General features: G+C 67.8%; 18 protein-coding genes. 10 read left to right on the top strand and 8 right to left on the bottom strand.

Features of this window, described 5'->3' with window-relative positions; translation table 11 throughout:
- Positions 1 to 2: 2 nt before the first annotated feature.
- Entirely contained in the window at positions 3 to 1,205 is a 1,203-nt protein-coding gene (locus tag OHS03_RS17745) for an NAD(P)/FAD-dependent oxidoreductase (protein ID WP_328655564.1), read from the top strand.
- Complete coding sequence (locus OHS03_RS17740) at positions 1,202 to 2,713, top strand: class I adenylate-forming enzyme family protein (RefSeq protein WP_328655562.1); 1,512 nt, start codon at positions 1,202 to 1,204, stop codon at positions 2,711 to 2,713. The genes OHS03_RS17745 and OHS03_RS17740 overlap by 4 nt, the downstream gene beginning before the upstream one ends.
- Here OHS03_RS17740 and surE read toward each other — a convergent pair.
- The 7 genes from surE to OHS03_RS17705 are packed head-to-tail and all read right to left on the bottom strand — an operon-like array spanning position 2,691 to position 9,896.
- On the bottom strand, positions 2,691 to 3,401 hold the full coding sequence (gene surE / locus OHS03_RS17735) for a 5'/3'-nucleotidase SurE (RefSeq protein WP_328655559.1): 711 nt from the start codon (positions 3,399 to 3,401) through the stop codon (positions 2,691 to 2,693). The genes OHS03_RS17740 and surE overlap by 23 nt on opposite strands.
- Entirely contained in the window at positions 3,376 to 4,557 is a 1,182-nt protein-coding gene (locus OHS03_RS17730; RefSeq protein ID WP_328655557.1) for an ABC transporter ATP-binding protein, read from the bottom strand. Before OHS03_RS17730 ends, surE begins: the two co-directional genes overlap by 26 nt.
- A gap of 5 nt (positions 4,558 to 4,562) precedes the next feature.
- Entirely contained in the window at positions 4,563 to 5,378 is an 816-nt protein-coding gene (locus tag OHS03_RS17725; RefSeq protein WP_062987194.1) for a carbohydrate ABC transporter permease, read from the bottom strand.
- Positions 5,365 to 6,312: a carbohydrate ABC transporter permease gene (locus OHS03_RS17720; RefSeq protein ID WP_328655555.1), complete on the bottom strand. Its 948-nt coding sequence runs from the start codon at positions 6,310 to 6,312 to the stop codon at positions 5,365 to 5,367. Before OHS03_RS17720 ends, OHS03_RS17725 begins: the two co-directional genes overlap by 14 nt.
- The gene (locus OHS03_RS17715; protein WP_328655553.1) at positions 6,309 to 7,295 is read right to left on the bottom strand and encodes a sugar phosphate isomerase/epimerase family protein; all 987 of its coding nucleotides are present in this window, start codon (positions 7,293 to 7,295) and stop codon (positions 6,309 to 6,311) included. Before OHS03_RS17715 ends, OHS03_RS17720 begins: the two co-directional genes overlap by 4 nt.
- 47 nt (positions 7,296 to 7,342) lie before the next feature.
- Positions 7,343 to 8,635 carry an extracellular solute-binding protein gene (locus tag OHS03_RS17710; RefSeq protein WP_328655550.1) on the bottom strand — a complete coding sequence of 431 codons (1,293 nt, stop codon included), beginning with the start codon at positions 8,633 to 8,635 and terminating at the stop codon, positions 7,343 to 7,345.
- A gap of 37 nt (positions 8,636 to 8,672) precedes the next feature.
- A complete protein-coding gene (locus OHS03_RS17705) occupies positions 8,673 to 9,896 on the bottom strand; it encodes a cytochrome P450 (protein ID WP_328655549.1) in 1,224 nt (407 codons plus the stop codon).
- A 371-nt stretch (positions 9,897 to 10,267) separates the two neighbouring features.
- On the opposite strand from OHS03_RS17705, the gene OHS03_RS17700 reads away from it, so the two are divergent.
- From OHS03_RS17700 to OHS03_RS17680, 5 genes are all read left to right on the top strand, one after another.
- Positions 10,268 to 11,206: a LysR family transcriptional regulator gene (locus OHS03_RS17700; protein WP_056810931.1), complete on the top strand. Its 939-nt coding sequence runs from the start codon at positions 10,268 to 10,270 to the stop codon at positions 11,204 to 11,206.
- A gap of 69 nt (positions 11,207 to 11,275) precedes the next feature.
- Positions 11,276 to 11,797: a DUF4442 domain-containing protein gene (locus OHS03_RS17695; protein ID WP_084465483.1), complete on the top strand. Its 522-nt coding sequence runs from the start codon at positions 11,276 to 11,278 to the stop codon at positions 11,795 to 11,797.
- A complete protein-coding gene (locus OHS03_RS17690; RefSeq protein ID WP_063004394.1) occupies positions 11,797 to 12,675 on the top strand; it encodes an alpha/beta hydrolase family protein in 879 nt (292 codons plus the stop codon). The genes OHS03_RS17695 and OHS03_RS17690 overlap by 1 nt, the downstream gene beginning before the upstream one ends.
- 129 nt (positions 12,676 to 12,804) lie before the next feature.
- Positions 12,805 to 14,385: a PfaD family polyunsaturated fatty acid/polyketide biosynthesis protein gene (locus OHS03_RS17685; RefSeq protein WP_328655547.1), complete on the top strand. Its 1,581-nt coding sequence runs from the start codon at positions 12,805 to 12,807 to the stop codon at positions 14,383 to 14,385.
- A complete protein-coding gene (locus OHS03_RS17680) occupies positions 14,382 to 16,166 on the top strand; it encodes an AMP-dependent synthetase/ligase (RefSeq protein WP_328655546.1) in 1,785 nt (594 codons plus the stop codon). Before OHS03_RS17685 ends, OHS03_RS17680 begins: the two co-directional genes overlap by 4 nt.
- Here the strand turns inward: OHS03_RS17680 and OHS03_RS17675 are convergent.
- On the bottom strand, positions 16,163 to 16,693 hold the full coding sequence (locus tag OHS03_RS17675; protein WP_328655545.1) for a PaaI family thioesterase: 531 nt from the start codon (positions 16,691 to 16,693) through the stop codon (positions 16,163 to 16,165). The two genes, OHS03_RS17680 and OHS03_RS17675, sit on opposite strands and share 4 nt — an antisense overlap.
- A 214-nt stretch (positions 16,694 to 16,907) precedes the next feature.
- Here OHS03_RS17675 and OHS03_RS17670 point away from each other — a divergent pair, with 214 nt between their 5' ends.
- From OHS03_RS17670 to OHS03_RS17660, 3 genes are read left to right on the top strand one after another with little or no spacing between them, the layout of a single operon-like run.
- The gene (locus tag OHS03_RS17670) at positions 16,908 to 18,110 is read left to right on the top strand and encodes an NAD(P)/FAD-dependent oxidoreductase (protein ID WP_328655543.1); all 1,203 of its coding nucleotides are present in this window, start codon (positions 16,908 to 16,910) and stop codon (positions 18,108 to 18,110) included.
- Positions 18,097 to 18,708 carry a GDSL-type esterase/lipase family protein gene (locus OHS03_RS17665; protein WP_328655542.1) on the top strand — a complete coding sequence of 204 codons (612 nt, stop codon included), beginning with the start codon at positions 18,097 to 18,099 and terminating at the stop codon, positions 18,706 to 18,708. Before OHS03_RS17670 ends, OHS03_RS17665 begins: the two co-directional genes overlap by 14 nt.
- Before the next feature lie 23 nt (positions 18,709 to 18,731).
- Positions 18,732 to 25,691 carry an SDR family NAD(P)-dependent oxidoreductase gene (locus OHS03_RS17660; RefSeq protein WP_328655541.1) on the top strand — a complete coding sequence of 2,320 codons (6,960 nt, stop codon included), beginning with the start codon at positions 18,732 to 18,734 and terminating at the stop codon, positions 25,689 to 25,691.
- Positions 25,692 to 25,693: the final 2 nt, after the last annotated feature.

Below are 25,693 nucleotides of genomic sequence, written 5' to 3'. Positions count from 1 at the left end.
CTGTGCACGATGTCATTGTTGTCGGCGCGCGCTGCGCTGGTGCCACGGTCGCGATGCTGCTCGCGCGCCGCGGCTACCGGGTGCTCTGCGTCGACCAGGCCCTGTTTCCCAAGGACGCCGTCTCGACCCACATGCTGCGGCAGAGTGGTCTCGCGCGGCTGCGGGATTGGGGCCTGCTGGAACAACTGAAGGCCACGGGCTGTACGCCCATTCACTCGATCACGATGTCCTACGCCGACGCGCAGTTCTCCGGCTTCTCCGACCCCATCGACGGCATCGCCGAGACCTACGCGCCGCGGCGCATCGTGCTCGACACGCTGTTGCAGGACGCCGCTCGGTCGGCCGGTGTCGATCTGCGCGAGGGCGTCACCGTGCTCGATCTGGTGCGCGAGGGTGAGCAGTTCACCGGCATCGTCGGGCGTGACCGCGACGGCGAACCGGTCGTCGAACACGCCCGCCTCGTCATCGGCGCCGACGGTTACGCCTCCACCGTGGCCCAGCTCACCGGCGCCGAGAAGTACGACGTGATCCCGGGGGAGACCTTCACCAGCTACTCGTACTGGTCCGGTCTGACTATGCAGAGTCAGTTGCGCATCGGCGACAAGCAGGCGGTCGGCGGCTGGCCGACCAACGACGGCAAGACGCTGATGTGGTGTGTGCAATACGTCGACCGGTTCGCACCGTTTCGTACCGATGTCGAGGGCAATTTCTCGTTGGCGTTCAAGGAAACCGCGCCCGACCTCGCCGAACTACTCGAAACCGGCGAACGCGACGAACGGTTCTACATCGCCCGCTACCCGGAGAACTTCTATCGGCAATCGCACGGCCCCGGTTGGGCATTGGTCGGTGACGCCGGATATCACAAGGACCCCTTCACCGGTCTGGGGATCAGCGACGCGTTCACCTACGCCGATCTGCTCGCCGAGCGCGCACACGAAGGACTGTCGGCGGCGCGGCCACTCGACGAAGCACTCGCCGAGTATCAGGCGCAGCGCGATCGGTCGAGTAAGCCGATGTACCGGTTCACCTGTGAGTCCTCGCGACTGGTGTTGCCGGACAAGCATGTCGAGGTGATGCGGGCGCTGCCGAGTAGTCCGAAACATACGCAGCAGTGGTTCCGGATGATGGCGGGCGGGCTCAGCGGTCGGGAGTTCTTCACCGAGGACAACCTCGCCCCGCTGCTGAATCCGCAGGGCGCACGATGACCGTGCAACCGTTCGACACCGCCGGAATCTCTCGCGACGAACACGGTGTCGCGCACTACGCGGACCTGCCGGCTTCGCTGGTGGATATGCTGCGCCACACGGTGCGGACCTGGCCCGACCAGGAAGCCGTCGTCGAGATCGGCGGCGAGCGACTCTCGTACCGGCAACTGTGGGATCGGGCCGCCCGGGTGGCCGGCGGGCTGCGAGACCAGGGAATTCAACCGGGGGACCGCGTCGCCAGTCTGTTGGACGCCGGAACCGATTGGGTGGTCGGCTTCCTCGGCATCGTGCTCGCGGGCGCGGTGGCCGTGCCGGTCAACACTCGGTTCGCCGCCCCCGAGATCGAGTACGTCCTGACCGATTCCGCCGCCTCGTTCACTTTCGGCCCGAAAGAGACGCTGCCGCAGGGCGATCCCTATGTCTACGAGGGTGCGGCACCGAAGGATCCGGCCGCGATCTTCTACACCAGCGGCACGACCGGACGGCCGAAAGGCGCGATCACCACCCACCGCAACCTGCTGTCCACGGTGGAGAACGTGCGTCGACTCGCCGACATCGGCGCCGACGAAGGCCCGACCCTGCGCAACCTGGTCTCGGTGCCGCTGTTCCATGTCACCGCGTGCAACAGTCAGCTGATTCCGCAGCTCGCCATCGGCGGCAGCACGATCATCCTGCCGCAGTTCAAGATTCAGGACTTCCTGCGGGCGATCGTCGACGAGCGGATCACCTCGCTCACCAACACTCCCGCCATCTACTACCTCGCGTTCCGGCAACCGAACTTCGCCGATTTCGACCTGAGCGGGGTGAACCGGGTCGCCTACGGCGGTGCGCCGGTCGCGCCCGCGCTGGTCGCCGAGATCGCCGAGCACTTCCCGAACGCGCGCCTGGCCAACGGTTTCGGTCTCACCGAGACCTCGTCCATCTCGACCTACCTGCCCCATGAGTGGGCCACCGAGCACGCGGAATCGGTGGGGTTCGCCGCGCCGATCGTCGACCTGGCCATCGACGCACCCGACCCGGTCAGCGGCGTCGGGGAACTGCTCATCCGCGGCGCCAATGTCGTGGCCGGCTACTGGAACAACCCGGCCGCCACCGCAGCGACCTTCGTAGACGGCTGGCTGCGCACCGGTGACCTCGCCCGCATCGACGAGCGAGGACTGGTGTCGATCGCCGACCGGGCCAAGGACATGATCAATCGCGGCGGCGAGAACGTGTACTGCGTCGAGGTGGAGAACGCGCTCGCCGGGGCCCCTGGCATCGGCGAATCCGCGGTCGTCGGGGTACCCGACGACATGATGGGCGAGAAGGTCGGCGCGGTGGTGGTGCCGGTGGCGGGCACCGAGTTCGATGAATCCGCCGTGCTCGACTACCTGCGCGCACTTCTCGCGGATTTCAAAGTGCCCCAGTACTTCTCGGTGCGCACGGCGCCGTTGCCGCGCAACCCCGGCGGGAAGATCGTCAAGACCGCGTTGCGGTCCGAACCGTTCAAGCCCGCCGGACGAGGGTGATGCTGGTTCGCCGCTGCTCGGCGAAGGCGTGGATGTCGTCATCGGGCGCCAGATCCTCGGCACGGTAACCGATCGTGCTGAGGATGGCGCCGCTGGCGACGTCGAAGACGTCGGTGTAGTACAGCGCGCGGCTGACCCGGGTGTAGGCCGGATCGGCGCCCCGGTCGGTGCCGGAGAGATTGACGTTCGCGGTGAACCAGTCCGCCCGCGCTGCCAGCAGCGTGGTGAGTATCCGGGCGGTCGCCTCGGGTACCCAGCTCCAGTCCCAGGCGTGCGGCTCGGCCCACGGCCCACCGAACTCGCGCGAGAGCGCGATGCCGGGCGCACCGCGCGCTCCCGCTTCCTGCACCGCACCGTAGGTGCCGCTGACATTCAGGGTGGCGCCGATGTTCTCGCCCGCGTTCACCCCGCTCAGGCACAGATCCACCGGCGCGATGACCCCGGAAGTGAGCGCGAAGACCACGCAGGCCGCCGGTGTCGATCCCACGTGGATCGTGGGAATTCCGGCGGTCGGGGCCGCCCACTCCCACTCCGTCGCGACGCCACTGCGTCGCGACTGGCTCGCGCCCGACATCGGCCCGCTCGGTGCTACCACCGTCGCGTCGATGCCGAGCGCGCGCACGGCTTCCGCCAACGCCAGGAGACCCGGCGCGCGGTATCCGTCATCGTTGGTGATCAGCAGGTGCATCGAAAGCCGTTACTCGGGATCCGGTTTCGGGGTCGAACAGGTGCAGCCGATCCGCCGGGACGAATACCTGGATTCGCGCGCCGATGGCCGGTGCCGGATCGTTCGCGGGCAGCGTCACGGCCCAGCGACCCGATTCGCCGGTGCACTGCGCGATCTTGGAGTCGCCGGTGAACTCGACCAGCTCCACCACACCGTGCACGAGCAGTCCCGGGCTGTCGTGGCGTCGGAGCGTGCCGTCGCCGGGCCGCCAGCCCAGCGTCAGTTCGGCAGGCACGCCGGGGACAGGTTGCGGGAGAAGCGCTTCCAGCCCGGGCCCGGTCATCTCGTCGCCTGCCTGGTTCATGGTCACCGTCGCCAGGTTCATCGGCGGGCTACCGAGGAACGTCGCGACGAACAGGTCGACCGGCCGCCGGTACACCTGCGCCGGACTACCGACCTGCAACACCCGCGAATCGTTCATCACCACCAGATGGGTGGCCATCGACAGCGCCTCGAGCTGGTCATGGGTGACCAGCACGACGGTATTGCCGAGCTCGCGATGCAGCCGCACCAGCTCGACTCGCGCCTGCTGACGCAACTGCGCGTCGAGCGCGGACAGCGGCTCGTCGAGCAGCAGCACCTTCGGCTGCCGAACGATCGCTCTGGCCAGCCCGACTCGCTGACGCTGACCACCCGACAACTGCGCGGGCCTGCGGTGGCGCAGCTCGCTCAGCCCGAGGCTGTCGCACGCACCGGCCACCCGCCGCTCGATCTCGGTACGGTCCAGCCCCGACTTGCGGTTGTGCTTGCCCTCCAGCCGCAGGCCGAAGGAGATATTGCGCTCCACCGTCATGTGCGGGTACAACGCGAAGTCCTGGAACACCATCGAGACGCCGCGCCGTCCCGGCGACACCTCGGTGACGTCGGCGCCGTCGATGAGCACCCGTCCGGCGGTGGGGGTGATCAGGCCCGACACCACGCCGAGCGCGGTCGATTTACCGCAGCCGGACGGGCCGACCAACACGGTCAACGATTGTCCCGGTACGTGCAGTAGGTCCAGGTCGAGAGCCGGGCGGTCCTCGCCGTATTGCTTGGTGATGCCGTCGAGCACCACACCGGCCGAGAGATCGAGCTCGGTGGTCAGCACCGGGGGCTCGCTCACACTGAGACTGGTCATGTCGTTTACCGAACCCCTGAATGAAGGAAGGCGTCCGCGATCCGTCGCGACGCCAGGACATAGATCACGACGACCGGCAGTGATGCCAGCATCGCCGCGGCGAGCATCGGCCCGTACTGCGCGCTCTCGGGGCCGACGAACAGCGCCAGACCCGGCTGGATGGTGGTGTCCTCCGGGTCGGGCATCACCAGCAGCGGCCACAGGAATTCGTTCCACGTACTGATGAACAGCAGGATCGCCACCGCGCCGAGCGCCGGGCGAAGCACGCCGAGCACCACGTGGCGCAGGATCTCCCACGAGGTGGCGCCTTCGAGCACCGCCGCGCCGATCAGCGATTGCGGCACCGAACGAATGTGGTCGCGCAGCAGCAGCACCGCCAGCGCGCTGACACCGAGCTGCGGAATGATCACCCCGATCGTATGACCCTGCCAACCGAGCTTCGCGGTCATCAGGAACTGCGGGATGATCAGCGCCTGCGGCGGGATCAACAGCGAAATACCCACGGCGGCAAGGACGAAGCCTCGCCCTCTCGCCGTGTCGAACCGCACCAGCGCGTACGCGGCGGGCACGGCGACGAGCATCGTCGCGACAGTGACGCCCGCGGCCATCACGAAGGTGTTCCACAGCAGCCTGCCGATCGGGAACTTGCCCACGGCCAGTTCGTAGTTCTCCATGCTCGCCGGAAACGGGAGCGGATTCAGATCGAAGATCGTCGACACCGGCTTGAACGAGGTGGCCAAGGCCAACGCCACCGGGAACAGCATCAGCACAATGGCTGTGATCAGTAGCAGGTGTCTGCCGATCGCGTCACCGCGTCGCACGGAATCTCCTCGAGAGCAGGGTGTGGAAGGTCAGGAGCAGCCCGAACGCGAGCGCGATCACGATGGCCGCCGCCGATGCGGTGCCCGCGTCGAAAAAGGTGAAACCGTAGGTGTAGAGCCGGTAGTAGACGTTGTCGGTGGCATTGCTCGGTCCACCTCGGGTGAGCACACCGATATTGGTGAACAGCCACGGCCACACCACCACCATCGACAGCAGTCCGAGCAGCACGATCGGGCGTCGCAGCTGGGGCAGGATGATCGACCTGGTGATCTCACCCTCGGTGGCGTCGTCCAGGCGCGCGGCGTCGATGGTGCGGCGATCGAGGTTCGCCAGTGCCGCACCGAACAGCAAGGTGTTGAGCGCCACCACTTTCGGCGCCGTCACCACGACGACGGTCGGCAGCGCGGTGGCCGGGTCGCCGAGCCAGTTGATCGGTTCCACACCGGCGAACCCGAGTACCTGATTCAGGGTCCCGTACAGCGGATCCAGAATGAACTGCCACGACAGCGCGTTGGCCACCGGCGCGAGCACGACCGGCAGGAACAGCAGCATCCGGTAGAACTCGCTGGCCCGGCCGGGGCGCTTCCACAGTGCGATGGCCAGCGCGCACGGGACCACCGTCGCGAACGGCAGCACGAACAGCGCGTACTTCAGCGTGTTCCAGGCCGCGTTGCCGAATTCCGGTTCGGTGATGAGGGTTTCGTAGTTCTCGAAGCCGTTGAACTCGATGTCGGGGGAGACCAGGTTCCAGTCGAGGAAGCTGAGCACCGCGGTGAACACGAGCGGCCCGTAGACCCACACGGCGATCGCGAGCATGGTCGGGGAGAAGTACAGCCAGGCAAGTCCGGTCGCGGCGGGACGCTCGACCGCGCGCACCTTCGGCTTCGCGTCGCGCACCTTCGGCTTCGCCTCGGGGACCTCGGTGAGCGTCATGATCGGGCCCGCACGTCGACCAAGCGCAGGGTGGTCTCCAGTGCCTCGGCGTAATGGCGCGCGTGGCGCATTTCGATGATGATCGCCGGGTCGCGGGGGAAGGTCGTCGCCATGACCTCGGCCAGCGGGATCGAGCCCCAACCGGGCGGCAGGTGCAGATCGCCTTCCCCGAGGAGCTCGAGTTCGTACGGGCTGGCGTCGGGCTGACGGGCCATCCGGCCGAAGTTGTCGTGCAGGTGAACGTGGCCGACGACCGGGGCGACCTCGCGAATCGCGGCCAGGTAGTCGTAATTCAGGTAGCCGGCCGACAGGTACGCGTGGCCGACATCGAGGCACATCGTCACCGCGGGGTGGTCTATCTGCTGTACCTGTTCGGCGACCATATCCAGGCGCATCCCGTAGGAACGGCGGGTGAGCACCGCGGGTCCGGGTGCCCGATTCTCGACCGCGATCATGACCCCGCGCGCGCCGGACTCGTCGGCGAGCTCGCGCAGCATCCTGCGTTCGGTTTTCATGCCCGCGGTCAGCGCCGCACCGTCGCTGTAGAGGTTCGGCAGCACTCCGGCGTGGTAGACCAGCACCTCGGCGCCGATCGCGGCGGCGACCTCCAGGTCCGCCAGCAGCCCGAGCTGCTGCGTGGACGCGGTGCCGGTGTCGAGCAGGTTGCCGGTACGCCCGGACGAATACCACGAACTGTGCAGGGTCAGCCGGAGTCGGCAATCGGCCAGCGCGTCGCGCAGCGCCGCCAGCCTGGAGCGCTGCACCTGTCCGCCGATCACCACCCCGAGGCCGCAGCCGCCGAGTTCGGCATAGCCGAATCCGGCGGTCGCGGCCTCATCGAGGAATTCGCGCATCTCCTCGAAATCGGAGCGCAGGAGCTGCTTTCCCGACCACGGATTGACCGTCAGGCCGATCTTGTTCGGGATCGCGCCGCCGTTCGGCGAACCGTTCGGAGGCGTGTGTGCGAATACCTGGTGTGACAACGGTGTCTCTCTTCGAGGGGTTGGTGGTCAGCGGATGGTGCGTGAACTCAGCTGAGTCCGCGGATCTTCGCGGCAGCGGCGCGCAGGGTTGCCGCCGGGTCGGCGCCGCGCAGGACGATCGGTTCGACAGCCTCGTCCTGGAGGATGACGACGCCCTGGTTGGACTGCTTGCCGGGGAAGGCGGTGTAGGGCGCCAGGTCGGCCATCTGCTTGACGGCCGAGCCGAGGCGCGGGTCGGCCGAGGACTCCGCCGCGGTCCGCAGCGGCAGGTACCCCATCTGCGAGGCGATGAGCTTGAAGCTCTCGTCATTGGTCATGAACTGCACGAACTTCCACGCCGCCTTCGCCTTGGCAGCGTCCTTGGCCACGATCGTCAGGCCGGAGCCGGAGAAGGTGGGGCGGGCAGGAAGGTTGTCGAAGGCGGGCAGCGGCGCCACTTGCAGGGCGAACTTGCCCTTGGCAGCCGCGTCGAGGGTCAGCAGACCGCCGCCGGTGGTGACCAGCATGCCGAGCTTGCCCGAGTTGAAAGCGCTTTGCGCGGAGGCGAAGTCGACGGCGGGCTGGACGCCGGACTTGGTCAGATCCTGGATCGTCGACAGCGCGGTGATCACCGGGGCCGAGTCGACGGTGACTTCACCGCTGCCCGACACCAGTGCGCCACCGGCACTGTTGACCAACGACTGGGTCAGGTAGTCGGACTTGCCCGGGTCGGCCGCGGAGACGTATACGCCCTGCGCCTCGGTCTTGTCCTTGATCGCCTGCGCGGCCTGCTTGAGCTGGGCCATCGTCTTGGGCGGCTGGGCCGGGTCGAGCCCGGCGGCGGTGAACAGGTCGGCGTTGTAGAAGACCACCGGGGTGGCCATCATGAACGGCATCGCGACCGGCTTCTTGGCGCCGGCCACCGGGGTCGCCTTCAGCACCGACGGCACGAAGCCCGCCATGTGCTTGTTCCACTCGTCGGTCCCGGCGACCTCTTCGAGCGAGCGCAGCGGCAAGGTCTGCGAGGCTTGCGCGACCTTGCTCCAACCGATCTGCGCGACGTCGGGCGGGTTGCCTGCCACCACTTCGCTCTGGAGTTTGGTGAGCGCGTCGGCCGTCGGAACCGACTGCGGTTTCACCGTGATCTTCGGGTTGGCCGTCTGGAAGTCGTTGATCAACTTCTCGATGCCCTTGCCCAGCGGGTTCGCCTGTCCGTAGGTGTAGGACAGGAAGGTGATGGTCACCGGGTCGTCGGCCGAGGCCGGAGCCGAGCTGTTCTGGCCGCAGGCTGCGAGCAGCGTGGTGACCGCGACGAGCACGATCCCCCATCCGGCCTTACGGCCGTGGTGGTGCGAGTTCATAACAGGCTTTCTGTGGAGGGGGTGGTCGAATCGGAGGTCAACGGAGTCGGACTCCGCCATGCGTGACGGTCATGGCCTGGATGCCACGCAAGTTCACATTGGGTCGGTACTGCAGCGAACCCGGAACGAGCACCGGGTCGATCACGCGCGAGGCGAAGGCGGACAGGGCCGCGGCGCCCTCGGCCCGGCCCAGCGCCGCGGCGAGGCAGAAGTGCGCTCCGGCGGAGAAGGCGAGGTGGTCGGCCGCGCCGCGGGCGACGTCGAAACGGTCGGCGTCGGGGTAGTGCGCGGGATCGCGATTGGCCGAGGCCAGCAGCACCAGCATCGCGGTGCCGGGGCTGATCGTCGTGCCGCTCACCTCCATGTCGCGGGTGGCGACGCGCATCACGAACTGGATCGGCGCGTCGTAGCGCAGCACCTCGTCGGCGGCACTGATCCCCAGTCCGGGATCGGCGCCGAGGATCTCACGCTGCGCCGGGTGCTGCAGGAGCGCGAGCACACCGTTCGCGATGAGGTTGGCGGTGGTCTCGTGACCCGCGACCATCAGCAGCACACAGGTGGCGAGCAGTTCGCCCTCGCTGAGAACTTCGCCTTCCTCTTCGACCTCGATGAGCCGCGAGAGCAGGTCGTCGCCGAGGTTGCCGCGCCGCCGGGAGATCAGGTTGACCAGGTAGTTCATCAGCTCGTTGCGCGCGCCTTCGGCGTCATCGAGATCGTCGTTGTGGACGACCAGATTGAAGTCGAGGACGCGACCGAGTCGTCGGGCTGCGGGCTCGAAGTCGCCGAACTCCTCGACGGGGATGCCGAGCAGGGCGCACATGATCCGCACCGGCAGGGGCAGCGCGAATTCCGAGATCACGTCGAATTCGGTCTTACTCGCGATCTGTTCGACGAGTTCGTCCACGATGGAGTGGATCTGTGGCTGCGAGGCCCGAATAACCCTGGGAGTGAAGGCTTTCGAGACGAGTCGGCGAATGCGGGTATGCGCCGGCGGATCGAGGAACAGCAGGGACTCCGGACGCTCCGGGTGATCCTTGCCGAGTCGGGACAGTTTGGGGTCGTTGCGCACCGACGGGTCGCGCAGCACCTGCTGGCAATCGGCGTAGTTGGCGATGATCACGAGGTCGCCGCCTTTGGTGACCAACGGGGACTTCGTGCGCAGCGCGCTGTGGACGGGATAGGGATCGGGTCGGGTATCGGGAGCGAACAGTTCGGCCAGTGTCGACTCAGCGTCGTGCTGGTTGGCAACCGTGGTCGTCATTTTCTGGGCTCCTTCGAAATCGGCGTCGAAATTATTTCGCCTGCACCGGGTAAAAGTGTTCCACCCCGATGTCGCGGGCGACAACGCGGAACGCATTATTGATCAATTGCGGTACGAAATAGATGGCCGTGTCAAGACGGGGATCATCGGGCTTTTCGGGGTCAGCGATTCGATTGCCGAATCGACCGTGTTCGCGGTGCCGTTCGCGATGCGGGTCACCGCGAGGCGGGGAAGACACGCCGTGGAGTCGGCAGGAATTCGGTCGCTGCTCACCTGCGCTTCACGGGCGCGTTCCCCGATGACGTGCGTTGCCGCTATACAAGGTGCATATCTCGGACAAGTCACGTCACTGATTACGCGAGGCGCGCACTATGGAGACACGGCATATCGAGGCATTTTTAGCCATCGCCGACGAACTGCACTTCGGGCGGGCGGCCGCCAGGCTCCACCTCACGCAGCCGTCACTGAGTCAGCAGCTCAAGCGCCTGGAACGCCATCTCGGCGTCGAACTGGTGTCGCGGACCTCGCGGGTGGTGCAGTTGACCCCCGCGGGTGAAGCGTTCCGTGCCGACGCCCGGCGGATTCTCGGAGAGGTGCACTCGGCGACCAACACCGTCCGCGACATCGCGGCCGGACGCATGGGCAAGATCAACATCGGGTTCAACGGCCGGGCCGGGCAGCTCATCATGCCCAGGTCACTGGCCCAATTGCACGCCAACTATCCCAACATCACCACCAAACTCACCTCCGGCCGCTCCGGACCGCAGCTCACCGCTCTCACGCGCGGCGAACTCGATGTCGGGTTGCTCTACGGTGGCGCGTCCAACGGCGGGTCGGTGTTGTCGCGGTGTCTGCTGCAGATGCGCATCGGCGCGCTGGTCGGGCAGGGGCACCGATGGGCGGACCGGTCGTCGATCTCGATCCGCGAACTGGCCGAGACGCCGTGCGTACTGTTCAACCGCGAGGTGAGCCCGGCGATGTACGACGCCATCATGACCGCGGGCGAGCGGGCAGGCGCCTTCCCGAAGGTCGCCGAGTACATGAACGACTCGGTGGCCACCGGGATCACCGTGGCGGCCCGCCGGTACGTGGGTTTCGCGTCGTTCGTCAGCATGGACGAGCCACGCCCGATGGGATTGAAGGTGGTGCCACTCGTCGATCCGGAACCGGTGGTGGAATTACAGGTCGCCTGGCGCGTCGACAGTCCCAACGAAGTGGTGCAGGTATTCCTGGACAGCCTCGATTCGACGAAGAATTTCCTGCAATCCACGATCAGTGGCAAGGTGTACGGAGAACCGTTGGCGAGTTGATTACCATTCGGTCGATTGAGATCGGCAATGGAAATCCGAATCGGCGGCCGCGGATGGTGCAATTAAATCATGGCACCTGAACTGAAAACCTCAGCTACCCTCGGTTCGGTATTCGAGGCGATCGATCCGGATAACCCCGACTTCTTGCACCTGCAGCGAATTGTGAGCAAGTTGGTTCCTTTCGGTACCCACGCGGGTACCGAGATCACCGAAATCGGTCCGCACCGCGCGATCGTGGAGATTCCCGACGAGCCCTACATCCTCAACCATCTGCGTACCGTGCACGCGGGTGCGCAATTCCTGGCCGCCGATATCGCCGGCGCGTGCGCTTTCGTGGGCGCGCTGGCGTCACGGTTGTCCGCCATCGACACGTTGGTGCTGCGCGACGCGCGGCTGTCGTTCCGTAAGCCCGCCATCGGCCGGATCCGGGCGATCGGGGTCATCGACCCGAGCGACGTCGCGACGGTGCTGGCGGCCAAGGGCGGCCGGCGACTGGACGTGGACGCGCGGGCGCTGATGTACGACACGGCGGGCGTGCTGGTCGGCAAGGTCGCGCTCGACTACGTCTGCACCCTGGCCGCGGAGGCGTGATGAGCGAGCAACGCACCGAGATCGCCGGGCTGGAAGCGACCACCGTCGCGACTTCCGACGGCGCCGCCCTGTCGGTTCGCCTACTGCCGCAAGCGGATCCGGCCGCACCCGTCGTGCTGGTCCTGCCCGCCATGGCCATCAAGGCCAAGTACTACCTGCCGCTGGTCACGGCCTTGCACGCGGCCGGACTCACGGCCGCGGTCCTCGATCTCCGGGCGCAGGGCGAGAGCAAGCCCGCATTGGGGGAGGGCCCCGGGTTCGGCTATCGCGAGCTGATCGAGGTCGATCTGCCCGCCGTGGCGGACGCGCTGCGGGAGCGTTTTCCGCAGGCTCCGCTGCACCTGTTCGGCCACAGCCTCGGCGGACAGCTCGCGCTGCTGTTCGCGGCGGCCGAACCGGAGCGGGTCGCGAGCATCACGACGATCGGCACCGGTTCGGTGTACTGGTGGTCGTTCGAACTGCGCAGGCGCCTCGAGGTGCTCGCGAGCGGACTCTCGGTCGGTGCGATCACCCGGCTGCGCGGCCGGTGGACCGGCGGTCGCGGCATCGGGCCGATGACCGCGGGCGTCATGCTCGACTGGGCACGTCACCTGCGGACCGGTCACTACCGGCCCAGTGGCAGCACCCGCGACTACGATCGGTTGCTCCGCGAACTCACGCTGCCGGTGCTGCTGATCTCGCTCGACGGCGACCCGCTCGGCCCCGAGTCCACGGTGCGGTTCCTGAGCAAGCGGATGGGCGCGGCGCGGCAGCACCGCTGGCACATCGACCGGACTTCGGGCTTCACGCACATCGGCCACGCGTCCTGGGTGAAGGACAGCGGTCTGGTCGCGCCCGCGGTCGCGGACTGGGTCACCGAAGGCCGACCGCCCCGGTAGCGAGGTCCCCACCACTCCCGATCACTCCCGACCGCTCCTCGGCGACGACGGCGTCGTTCGCGGCGCCGACCGTCTACGGCACCTCTCGCTAGCGACCTCTGCCCTCGGGCTCTCAGAAGGATTGGCACAGTGACGACTTCCCTTGCACCCTCGGCGCTCGCCAGGGACGACAACTCCATCTACCGTGCGCTGTCGGAATTGGACAAGCCGGTGTTCGTGGTCCGTGACGATGCCGGCGTCGCGGTGACCACCGACGCCGGTACCGCTCGCGGCAAGCAAGTGCTGGCAGCCGCTCCGGCGTTGCGACCGGAAACGCTGGGCAACAACGAGTTCCGGCAGACACACGGTGTGGGCTACGCCTACCACGCCGGCGCGATGGCCAACGGGATCGCCTCGGCCGCGATGGTGGTGGCGATGGCCCGAGCGGGCTTGCTCGCCTCGTTCGGCGCCGCCGGTGTGCTGCCCGCCCGGATCGACGAGGCCCTGGCCACGATCGGCCGCGAAGCACCGGGAAAACCCTTCGCCTGCAACCTGATCCACAGCCCCAGCGAGAACGCGCTGGAGCGGGCGATCGTGGACGCGTGTCTGCGGCACGAGGTGCGCTGTGTCGAGGCGTCGGCGTTCCTCGACCTGACCCCGCAGGTGGTGCGTTACCGGCTGGCCGGACTGCACCGCGACCCGAACGGCCAGGTGGTCGCCCGAAATCGGGTGATCGCCAAGGTATCTCGCGCCGAGGTCGCCGAACTGTTCCTGCGCCCGGCGCCGCAGCACCTGGTGCGCGGACTGCTCGACGCGGGGGAGATCACCGCCGAGCAGGCGGAGTTGGCGGCGTCGATCCCGATGGCCGACGACATCACCGGCGAGGCGGATTCCGGTGGCCACACCGACCGTCGTCCGCTGGTGGTGCTGCTGCCCTCGCTGCTGGCGGTGCGCGAACGGATACAGCGCGAATACGGCTACGCCCAGCGTGTTCGGGTCGGCGCTGCCGGTGGCATCGGTACTCCGGCCGCCGCCGCGGCGGCGTTCGCGATGGGTGCCTCCTACGTGGTCACCGGGTCGGTCAACCAGGCCACCGTCGAAGCGGCGCAATCCGAGACGGCGAAGCGGCTGCTGGCCGCGGCGGGTGTCGCCGACACCACCATGGCGCCCTCCTCGGACATGTTCGAGCTCGGCGTCGACGTGCAGGTGCTGCAACGCGGCACGATGTTCGCGAGCCGGGCCCGGCGTCTGTACGACACCTATCGTCGCTACGACGGCATCGACGCGATCCCCACCGCCGAACGCGCCGAAATCGAACAGAAGATCCTGGCCCGCTCGTTCGACGAGGTGTGGAACGACTGCCTCGGCTACTTCCGTGAGCGCGATCCCGAGCAGATCGAGCGCGCCGAGGGGAACCCGAAACGCCGGATGGCACTGATCTTCCGATGGTATCTGGGCCGGTCGTCGGGCTGGAGCACGGCCGCGACGCCCGATCGCACCCTCGACTATCAGATCTGGTGCGGACCCGCGATGGGCGCGTTCAACGACTGGGTCGCCGGAACCTACCTGGCCGCCCCGGCGCACCGCCACGTCGCCGAGGTCGGGCTGCAGATCATGCACGGCGCGGCGTTCGCCACCCGGGTGAGTCAGTTGCGCGCGGCGGGGGTGCGGCTGCCGGGTCGCTGCTCGACCTACGTTCCGGCTCCGCTGACCAGCATCGAGTCACGATGAGCAGCGCCGTGCAGGGCCACCGAGTCGTGCAGGAGTACACGGTCGAGCCACTGGTCACGATGGCCGACGACGACAACTTGGCCAATGTGGTGTTCCGCAAGGCCGAGGCCGACCCGTCGGCTGTGGTGTTCAGCCGCAAGACGGCCGAAGGCTGGCTCGACGTCAACTACGACGAGTTCGCCCGACTCGTCCTCGGACTGGCGAAAGGCTTGGTGGCCAACGGCATCAGCGCAGGCGACCGGGTACTGATCCTCGGCGGGACCAGTTTCGAGTGGTCGGCGGCGGACTTCGCCGTGCTGAGCGTGGGCGCGGTCGCCGTGCCCGTCTATCCGACGTCGTCGGCCGAACAGATCCACCACATCGTGGCCGATGCCCGCCCCAGCGCGTGTTTCGTGGAGACGGACGACCAGCGTGAGCTGATCGCCACCGCCGCGGGGCAGGCGCTGCGTGGGCGGGGCTGGCTGCTCGGCTCGTCGTTGCCCGCGTTGATCGAACAGGGCGCGGCGATCGCCGACGTGGCGGTCACCGACCGTCGGCGGGGGGTGCGCGCCGATGATGTCGCGACGATCGTCTACACCAGCGGCACGACGGGCGTCCCCAAGGGCTGCCTGCTGACGCACCGCAACATCTTCGCCGCCGCGGCCAACGTGGTCGAACTCCTCGACACCGTATTCCGGCGCACCCCAGCAGATCCCGCGTCGACCCTGCTGTTCCTCCCGCTCGCGCACGTGTACGGGCGGGTCGTGCAGTTCGGCTGTGTGCTGGCCGGGGTTCGTACCGGTCTGGTCGCCACCCCCGCGCAACTGCCCGCCGAACTGCCGATCTTTCGGCCGACGTTCCTGATCGGCGTCCCGTACGTCCTGGAGAAGATCCGCAAGGCGGCCCGCCAGGCGCTCGGCGGTGATCGTTACGACACCGCCGAGGCAGCGGCGATCGCGGTCGGCCACGCGCGCCGACGCGGTGAGCAGCCCCCGGCGAGCGCGGTGATCGACGCGGAGATCGGCAAGCAGTGGCGCGGCATGCTCGGCGGACGGCTCGAGCACATGGTCGCGGGCGGCGCTTCGCTGGAACCGTCGACGGCGGACTTCTTCACCGGGATCGGCGTGGAGATCATCGGCGCGTACGGCCTGACCGAAGCCTCGTCGACGGTCAGTATGAGCGCGCCGCACGCCAATCGGGCCGGCGCGGTCGGTCGGCCGGTGCCGGGCACGACGGTCGCGATCGCCGACGACGGCGAGATCCTGGTCCGTGGCCCGCAGGTCTTCCCCGGGTACTGGCCCGACGGCGGGCACCCGGCCGAGAACTGGCTGGCCACCGGCGATCTCGGCCGACTCGACGAGGACGGATTCCTGTTCATCACCGGTCGGCGCAAGGAGATCATCGTCACCAGCGGTGGCAAGAACGTGGCGCCCGCGCCGCTCGAAGACCGGGTTCGCCTGCACGCCTTGGTGAGCAACTGCATGCTCGTCGGTGAAGGCCGGCCGTATGTGACCGCTCTGATCACCGTCGATCCCGTCGTGCTGGCTCGTTGGGCCGCGGAGCAGGGCGTCGATCTGTCCGGCGGCGTCCCGACCGACGACGCCCGGTTGCTCGCCGAGCTCTCCGCCGGAGTCGAGGCGGCGAACCGGCTCGTCTCCCGTGCGGAGTCGATTCGCCGGTTCGCCGTTCTCGCCGAGGACTTCTCGATGGAGAAGGGGCATCTGACGGCGTCGCTGCGGCTGCGTCGCGCGGCGATCGAAGCCGACTTCGACGCCGTCATCGCCTCGCTGTATCCGGACTAGGCCGCGCCCAACCAGCAGAAGTACTCGAGATCCACCTTCGCGAGCAAGGCGCCACTGTCGTCGTGCAGCAGAGCCTTTCCGGTGATATCGAACTGCTCCTCGGTCCTGCGCCCGACCACGTCGGCCAGGATCGGGGAGCTCACCGTGCCGCTGGCGCGGATCCGGCCGCGTGCGGGTCGGAAGAAGGTGGCCTTGGTGCCGCGGAGCACGAAGGTCCGCACATGCAGGATGCGCGGCGCGATGATGCCGGAAAACGCACCGGCACAAGCTACTTCGGCGGCCAGGAACAGCGCCCCCGCATGCACGGTACCCAGGTGATTGCTCATCGTCGGTGCCTCGGGGATTTCGGCCACCGCCGAGCCGGGTCCCAGTTCGGTCATGCGCACTCCCACCAGATTCACGAACGGCACGAGAGTGTCGACGGTCTTGCGGATCTGTTCGTAGTCCGGCGTCGCGGCGCCGGTCATATTCGTCAGCCGAGCCTGCGCTGCGGCGATTCCGGGGGCCGGTTCATTTCCAGTTGACATGCCCCAATTAGCCCATATCAAAACGTTTTTCGTGATGAACGGAAGTTGAATTCAACTATTCATCCGAGCTGCCGGATCGCTAATAATCGACTCCATTGTTCGAGAACGTCTATTCATGTAATCCGATTGGAAATCGGTGCGCGAATCATGCGGTTCATCTCCGTAAAATCGCAACCGGGGCCATAAGCGTTTCATTTACTGAGGAGTCACCCTGATGTATGACGCGATTGTTGTCGGCGCGCGGTGCGCGGGTTCACCGGTCGGCATGTTGCTGGCGAGGCAGGGACATCGAGTCCTGGTGGTGGACCGTGCCACCTTCCCCAGCGACACCGTCTCGACGCACTACATCCAGCAGCGCGGGCTGGCCCGGCTGGCCCAGTGGGGCCTGCTCGACAAGCTGATCGCCACCGGTGTGCCGGCGATCAAGCGCATGACGGTGTCCTACCTCGACATCGTCATCGCGGGCTTCGCCGATCCGATCCAGGGCATCGATGCCACCTACGCGCCGCGGCGCACCGAACTCGACGCGATCCTGGTCGAGGGCGCCAAGGATGCGGGCGCCGAGGTTCGCACCGGCTACACCGTCAGCGAGCTGATCATCGAGGACGGCGTCGTCGTCGGTATTCGCGGTTCGGTAGCCGGTGGTGAGATCGCCGAGGAGCGGGCCCGCATCGTGATCGGCGCGGACGGCACCAACTCGTTCGTCGCCAACGCTGTCGGCGCCGAGACCTATACGAAGGTCGCGGCCGAGTGCTTCATCTACTACAGCTACTTCAGCGGCCTGTCGCAGACCGAGTTCCACAGCCGCATCGGCGACAAGCAGCAGATCGGCATCTGGCCGACCCACAACGACCAGACCCTCGTCGCGGTCATGCGCAAGATCGACACCTACGCCGATTTCCGCGCCGATGTCGAGGCCAACTTCGTGAAGGTCGCGCGCGAGATCCTGCCCGAGTTCGCCGAGGAACTGGTCACCAAGGGCAAGCGTGAGGACCGTTTCTACCCGATGCGGTATCCGGACAATTACCGCCGCCAGTCGCACGGCGAAGGCTGGGCACTGGTCGGCGACGCGGGCTACCACAAGGACCCGTTCACCGGACTCGGGATCTCCGACGCGTTCGACTACGCGGCACTGCTCGCCGAGCGGGTGCACGAGGGTCTCACCGAGCAGCGGCCGATGGCCGAGGCGCTCGCCGATTACCAGCGCGAGCGTGACGAGAAATCGCAGTCGGGTTTCGAATTCACCTGCACGATTTCCACGCTCGAGCTGACCCCGCAATTGCTGGCTGTTTTCCGTGCGCTGGAAAACAACGAAGAATATGCCAAGGACTTCTTCGCGATGGTCGGCGGCGGCATGACCGGCGAGGAATTCTTCGCACCGGCTCGCATCGCGAAATTGCTCGGTGCCAGCGTATGAGCTGATGGTGCTCGGCGACAGTTTCGCGGAGGGGCGCGGCGGTTCGGTCAACGCCGACGGCTCCTTCGCGGGATTTGTCGCGCACGTCGAGCACCTGCTCGGAATCTCCGGCGCGACACTGAACCTCGGTTCCTACGGGGCCACCACGCAGGATGTCATCGACCGGCAGTTGCCGGTCGCCCTCGCTGCCGATGCTCCGCTGGTCGGCGTGATCGTCGGCGGAAACGACCTGGTCACCGACTACGACCCGGATCGCTTCCGCCGCAACCTCCGTCAGATCTATGCCGGGCTGGCGCGCCCCGGTCGGCTGGTGTTCACCACGAACTGGCCGAGTATTCCGGACCGCCTGCCCGGCCTGCCCGAATCCGTCCGCACGGTGTTGCGGTCGCGATTCGCGCAAGCCAACGACTATCTCGACGACCTCGTCCACGAGTTCGATCTCGTGCGACTCGATTTGGTGAACGCACCCATCACCGCGGACCCGGTCATGTGGTCCCCGGACGGCATGCATCCGAGTCCGGCGGGCCATCAGCTCATCGGCACGGCGATGGCCGACCTCATCGACGAGGTCCGGACTGTGCGAGTTTCGCAACTCTGAGCAGAAGACAAGGGATAGCAACCATGAACGACCAGCTTCGGCACTCCGAAGACCCGGCCATGACGAGGCGACTAGCCGACAATCCGATCGCGATCGTCGGACTGAGCGGACTGTTCCCGATGGCCGCCAACTTCCGTGACTTCTGGCAGAACGTCGTCGACGCCGCGGACTGCATGTCCGACGTGCCGGCCACGCACTGGAACCTCGACGACTACTACGACGCCGATCCGACGGCGCCCGACAAGACCTATTGCCGCCGTGGCGGTTTCGTGCCCGAGATGCCGTTCAGCGTCACCGAGTTCGGGCTGCCGCCCAATCAGCTCGAGGTCACCACGGTCGTGCAGTTGCTGAGCCTGCTCGTCGCCCGTGACGTGCTCGCCGACGCGGGCGCCGTCGGGTCGGACTGGTACCGGCCCGAGCGCACCGGCGTGGTGCTGGGCGTGGCCGGGCCGACCACCTTGTCGCACCCACTGGCCGCCCGCTTGTCGACGCCGGTGCTCAAGGAGGTCATCCGCAGCTGCGGGCTGACACAGGCCGACGCCGAGCAGATAGCGCAGAAGTACGCGGACGCCTTCCCGTCGTGGGAGGAGAACTCGTTCCCCGGTCTGCTGGGCAATGTGATCGCGGGCCGGGTCGCCAACCGGCTCGACCTCGGCGGTATGAACTGCACCGTCGACGCGGCGTGCGCGAGTTCGCTGTCGGCGGTGCACGTCGCGATCAGCGAATTGGTGTCCGGTCGTGCCGACATGATGATCACCGGTGGCTGTGACACCGAGAACTCGATCTTCGGTTACCTGTGCTTCAGCAAGGTCGGGGCGCTGTCGCGCTCGGGCGTGATCAAGCCGCTCGACGACAGTGCCGACGGCACCCTGGTGGGCGAGGGCATCGGCATGATCGCCCTCAAGCGCCTCGCCGACGCCGAGCGCGACGGTGACCGGGTGTACGCCGTGATCAAGGGCATCGGATCCTCGAGCGACGGGCGCTTCAAGAGCATCTACGCCCCGCGCGCCGAGGGGCAGCAGGCAGCGCTGCACCGCGCCTACGAGGACGCGGACTGCTCGCCCGCCACGATCGGCCTGTTCGAGGCGCACGCCACCGGCACCCGCGTGGGCGATCAGACCGAGCTCGCCGCGTTGAACGCGGTGCTGCGCGAGGCCACCGACGAGACCGGCTACGCCGCGATCGGCAGCGTGAAATCCCAGATCGGCCACACCAAGGGCGCCGCCGGTGCGGCCAGCCTGATCAAGCTGGCGCTGGCGCTGCATCACAAGGTGCTGCCGCCGACGATCAATGTCACCGCGCCGAACAAGGCACTCGACGACTCGTCGCCGCTCTACATCAACACCAGGACCCGGCCGTGGATCCGCGATCCGCACCGGCCGCAGCGTCGCGCGGCCGCATCGGCGATGGGCTTCGGCGGCACCAACTTTCACGCGGTACTCGAGGAAGCCACCGGCGATCGCGCAAGCGCCCGCACGATGCACCGCACCGCGCGAGTGTGGCTGTGGCACGCCGCGTCCACCGCGGAGCTGGCGAGCCTGCTGAGCTCGGGCGCCGATCCCAACGGCGACGCCGGGATTCCGGACGAGCACGCTCGCGTGGGGTTCGTGGCGCGTGACGAGCAGGAAGCTTCGGCACTGCGCGCACTGGCGGTGACCGAACTGGCCGGTGACGCCGAGGAGTGGAATCATCCGCGCGGCATCGTCTTCCGTCGACGGGCCTTGCCCGATCTGAAGATCGGCGCGCTGTTCGCCGGTCAGGGCAGCCAGTACGTGGACATGGGTCTGGCGGCGGTCCTGAACAACCCCACCGTCGCCACCGCTTTCGACGAGGCCAACGCGGTCTTCGCCGACGCGGCCCGGCCGCCGGCCGCAGTCGTGTTCCCGCCGCCGGTCTTCGACCCCGAGCTGCGCAACGCCCAGGAGGCGACGCTGCGGCGGACCGAATTCGCCCAGCCCGCGATCGCGGCGTTGTCGGTGGGGCAGTACCGGTTCCTCTCCGAGCGCGGCCTGACCTGCGCCGGATTCATGGGCCACAGCTTCGGTGAACTGACCGCCCTGTGGGCGGTGGATTCGCTCGACACCGCCGACTACTTCACCCTCGCCAGGGCACGCGGCGCGGCGATGGCGATCGACACCGACACCGACGCGGGCACGATGGCCGCGGTGCAGGCCGACCGTGAACAGGTCAGCGCGATCCTCGCCGATCATCCCGATGTGAGCGTGTGCAATCACAACGCACCCGACCAGGTGGTGGTCGGCGGCGGTACCGCGGCCGTCGCGGAGTTCGTCGCGGCCGGCCGGGCGCGTGGGCTGACCGTGCGTGAGTTGCCGGTGGCCGGCGCGTTCCACACCCGCTACGTCGCCCACGCGGTCGAGCCGTTCAAGGCCGCGGTGAAGAACGTCGGCATTCGCGCCCCGAAAGCCAAGATCTACGCCAATTCCCGGGATGCCGAATACGGTTCGCGGGTCGCGACCAACCGGCGGGTGCTCACCGAGCAGCTGCTCGAGACCGTCGAGTTCGTGGCAGGTCTGCAGGCCATGCAGGCCGACGGCTGCACTGTGTTCGTCGAGTTCGGGCCGAAGGCCACGCTCACCTCGCTGGTGCGCCGGACTCTCGGCGCCGAGGTGATCGCCCTCTCGACCGACCAGGGCCCGACCGGCGACAGCGACGTGGCGCTAAAGAAGGCCGCGCTGCAGCTGGCGGTGCTCGGTGCGCCGATCGTCGATATCCACCGCCACGACGCCGCACCGTTCGCGGTGCCGGAGGCGCCCGGCATGGTGGTCCGGCTCAACGGCCGCGATTTCGTACCGGAATCCCGTAAGGAGCTCTACCGCAAGGGAATCGAGGAGCACGTCGTGTTGGAAGCTGTCACGCAGGCGCGGCTGGACGCCGAAGCCGATGCCGCGGCACAGGCGCAGGTGGTCGCGCAAGCGCACGCCGCCGCGCAGGAGCGAGTCGCGGCCGAGTCCTACGCTGCCGCGCAGGCGGCCGCGGAAACGCACACCGCCACCAGGGAACTGGTAACTGTCGAAGTTCCGGCTCCCACGCAGGTCCGGGCGGGATCGGCGGCAGGGTCGACGGTCGGAACTCGGTCCGCGACGGGACTCGACGCGGCCGCCCAGCAGCACCTCGACATCCACAGCCGGTACGCGGAGGGGCAACTCGAGGTCGCCGAAGGGCTGGTCTCGGTATTGCGCGACGCGCAGCGGACCGGCGGTGCCGATGACCGCCTCCACTCGACCGTGCACGCCATCAAGGAACAGAGCCTGGCGATCGGCCGAACCCACGTCCGGGTCAACGAAATCCTCGCGTCGTTGTCCGGCCTCGAGTACGGGTCCCCGGCGCCGACCGTCGAGGTTCCGAGCCGGAACGGGACGAACGGCTTCCACGCCGAGCTGCCCACCGGCAATGGAAACGGCAGCCACCCCCACGCGGCAGCCCTGCTCGACCACCAGACCGCGGCGCGACCCACGGTGCCCGACAGTTTCCCGCAATCAGCTGCCCCGCAACCGAATCCGGCTCATTCGTCGGTTCCTGATGCCGTTGCCGAGTCGGCTTCGGCTGGCCGGACGGTCGAATCCGCGCTTCCTGTCGTAGCGACCGAGAGTCCGGCGCTCGATGCCGACGCGGTGTGGTCGGTGCTGTCGCAGGTGGTTTCGGAGAAGACCGGTTATCCGCCGGAGATGCTGGCGTTGTCGCTGGATCTGGAAGCGGATCTGGGTGTGGACTCGATCAAGCGGGTCCAGATCATGGGTGCGGTCGGTGAGCGCATCGACGGTGTGCCCGCCGTGGGCCCGGAGCAGGTCGCAGAACTGCGAACCCTGAACGACATCGTCGACTTCGTCGCCGCATCCGTGGTTTCGGGGCCGAGTGCCGCGCCTTCGACGACCGGTCCGGCGCTCGATGCCGACGCGGTGTGGTCGGTGCTGTCGCAGGTCGTCTCGGAGAAGACCGGCTACCCGCCGGAGATGCTGGCACTGTCGCTGGACCTGGAAGCCGACCTCGGCGTGGACTCGATCAAGCGGGTGCAGATCATGGGTGCGGTCGGTGAGCGTATCGACGGTGTGCCCGCTGTCGGTCCCGAGCAGGTCGCGGAGTTGCGCACGCTGAGCGACATCGTCGATTTCGTTGCCGCCTCGGCGGTTCCCGCACCGACTGGTGAACCGGCGACCGACGCGGTGGTCGATGCCGACGCGGTGTGGTCGGTCCTGGTGCAGGTGGTTTCGGAGAAGACCGGTTATCCGCCGGAGATGCTGGCGTTGTCGCTGGATCTGGAAGCGGATCTGGGTGTGGACTCGATCAAGCGGGTCCAGATCATGGGTGCGGTCGGTGAGCGCATCGACGGTGTGCCCGCTGTCGGTCCCGAGCAGGTCGCGGAGTTGCGCACGCTGAGCGACATCGTCGAATTCGTGGCCGGCTCCGCTGCCCCCGCAGCGACCACGTCCGCGTCGGCGGCCCCCACGGCCCCCGCGACGGGGAGTGGTTCGGCCCCCGTGTCGGACAGCGATCGTGGACTTCAGCCGGGATCCGACCGTGGTGGGATCGAGGACGATCCGGTGCTGCTGCGGATCGTGCCGGTCGAACTTCCCGACATCGACCGCGTCGTCGAGCCCTACGCCGCGCAGCGGACAGCCTTGATCGTCGACCATGGTGACGACACCGCGGCGACTCTCGCGAGTGGCCTCGAGCAGCAGGGATGGACCGTGCACACGGCCTCCGTCGCGGCCGCCGACAACGCCGGAGTAGCCGCCTGGGACGGTGCCACCGTGCAGGGAGCGATCGAGTCCGCGCTGAAAGACGTTGTGCGGCTGGACCTGTGTTTGACCGTGCTGCCCGCCGACAGCCAGTGGCTGGTGGGTGGTCATCGGCTCGCCGATACGATCCACACCGCCACACTGGTGCACGACCGCCTGGTGGCCACCGCCGAAGCCGGTACGCGGGCGGCGTTCGTCACGCTCACCCGCATCGACGGCGTGCTCGGCCACCGAGGTGATCGAGCGGCTGCCGCCGCCGTTGTCGGCGGGGTCAGCGGTCTGGTCAAGACCCTCGCGCAGGAGGCCCCCGGTCTGTTCTGCCGGGCACTCGATCTCTCGCCGCACCTGACCGACGAAGCGCTGGTCGAAACCCTCCTCGCCGAACTCGACGACGCCGCGACCGACGCTCGCGAAGTCGGGGTCGACGCCGAACGGACTCGTCGGACACTGCGCCCGCAAGCGGTCGACAGTGACGCCGCGGCAGCAGAACTCACCCTCACCACCGACGATGTTCTCGTCGTCACCGGTGGCGCACGGGGAGTGACGGCACGGTGCGTTCGCGAACTGGCCGCTCGCCGGGCGTGCGAGTTCATCCTGCTCGGACGCACCGAACTCGACGACGAACCGGATTGGGCGGCAGGTGTCGCCGACGATGCCCTCAAGGCCGCCGCCATCGCCGCCGTGCGCGCCGCGGGTGAGCAGCCGACACCGAAACAGGTCGACCGGCTCACCCGAAACCTGCTGGCCCAGCGTGAGATCCGCGCGACCGTCGAAGCGGTGGCCGAGACCGGCGCACGGGTGCGCTACCTCGCGGTCGACATCACCGATATCGAAGCCACCCAGCGAGCACTCGCCGAGGACGCGGGCCGGGTCACCGGCATCGTGCACGGTGCGGGCGCACTGGCAGACTCGCTGCTCCCCGCCAAAACGGCCGACGACATCCGCCTCGTCCTCGCGACCAAACTCGACGGGCTGTACAACGTGGTCAGCGCCCTGCGCGACGCCACGCTCGGCCATCTCATCCTGTTCGGGTCGGTAGCCGGGGTCTACGGCAATCCGGGTCAGGCCGACTACGCGGTCGCCAACGAGGCCCTCAACCGGGCGGCGGTGAGCTGGCGACGACAGGGTCTGGCCGGACATGTCACCACCGTCAACTGGGGCGCCTGGGACGGTGGCATGGTGACCCCGCAACTGCGCGAGGTCTTCCTCGCCCGCGGTGTCGCGCTGCTCGGGATGGACGCCGGTGCGCGGATGTTCGCCGAGCAGTTCGGCTCCGGTCGCGCCGACGACGTATCGGTGCTGGTCGGTCCCGCGGCTCCGCTGGCCACGGCCGTAACCCTCACCCCGACAAAGCCTTTCACCACACATCGTGATCTGGCGGCACTGGCCGCCGACCCGGTGATCGGCGACCATCGAGTCGGCAAGTTCCCGGTGTTCCCGGCGGCCGCCGGGCTCGGCTGGGCGATCAACGTGCTCGAGCGCGCCAATCCGGGCCTGCGGGTGGTGGAATGCACCGGTTTCGAGGTGCTGCGGGGAATCGTGTACGACGGAAAGGACGAGCGGTCCTACCGGCTCGAGGTACAGGCGGGAACGGTCGTCGACGACCGCCTGAGCGTCACGGTCTGGATCCGCAGCGACGAAACCGGCAAGACGCTGGCGCCGTCGCACTTCACCGCGACGTTCGCTCTCGCCGCCGAAACATGGCCCGCCCCGGTACTTTCCGGCTGGCCGGGCTACGCGATCGGTGAAGGGGTGGAGAACGGCCTCGACGTCTACCGTGGCGCGGATCTGTTCCACGGGCCCCTGCTGCAGGGCGTGCGCCGCATTCTGGAGCGGACGGAGCGTCGCCTCGTCGTCGAGGGCAAGCTCGCCGACACCCGGATCGGTACCGGCAATTACGCCGGGGCACTGCACAGCCCGGTGCTGGCCGATGTCGCGATCCAGTCCGGTGCGCTGCTCGGGGTGTGGTTCATGAACTCGGCCTGCCTGCCGCTGTCGGTCGGGCGGATCGAGTACTTCGCCCCGCTGCCCGACGACAGTCCGTTCGTGATCGTCGTCGACGATCTGCGCGCCAACGCGAGCGGCACGGAGGTCACCGTGACAGTCACCGCGTGCGATCCGAACGGCACTGTCCTGCAGCGCTATAGCGACCTCGCGGTGATCGCCACGCCGGAGATGACCGAGAAATTCGCCGAGGCCGTGCGCCTACGTGAGCAGCGCGCGTGAGC

The sequence above is a fragment of the Nocardia salmonicida genome (assembly GCF_036142455.1).
GTDB classification, from domain to species: Bacteria; Actinomycetota; Actinomycetes; order Mycobacteriales; family Mycobacteriaceae; genus Nocardia; species Nocardia salmonicida.
Note: the sequence above shows the minus strand (reverse complement) of the source record. Positions and strands in the feature narration are given on the sequence as shown.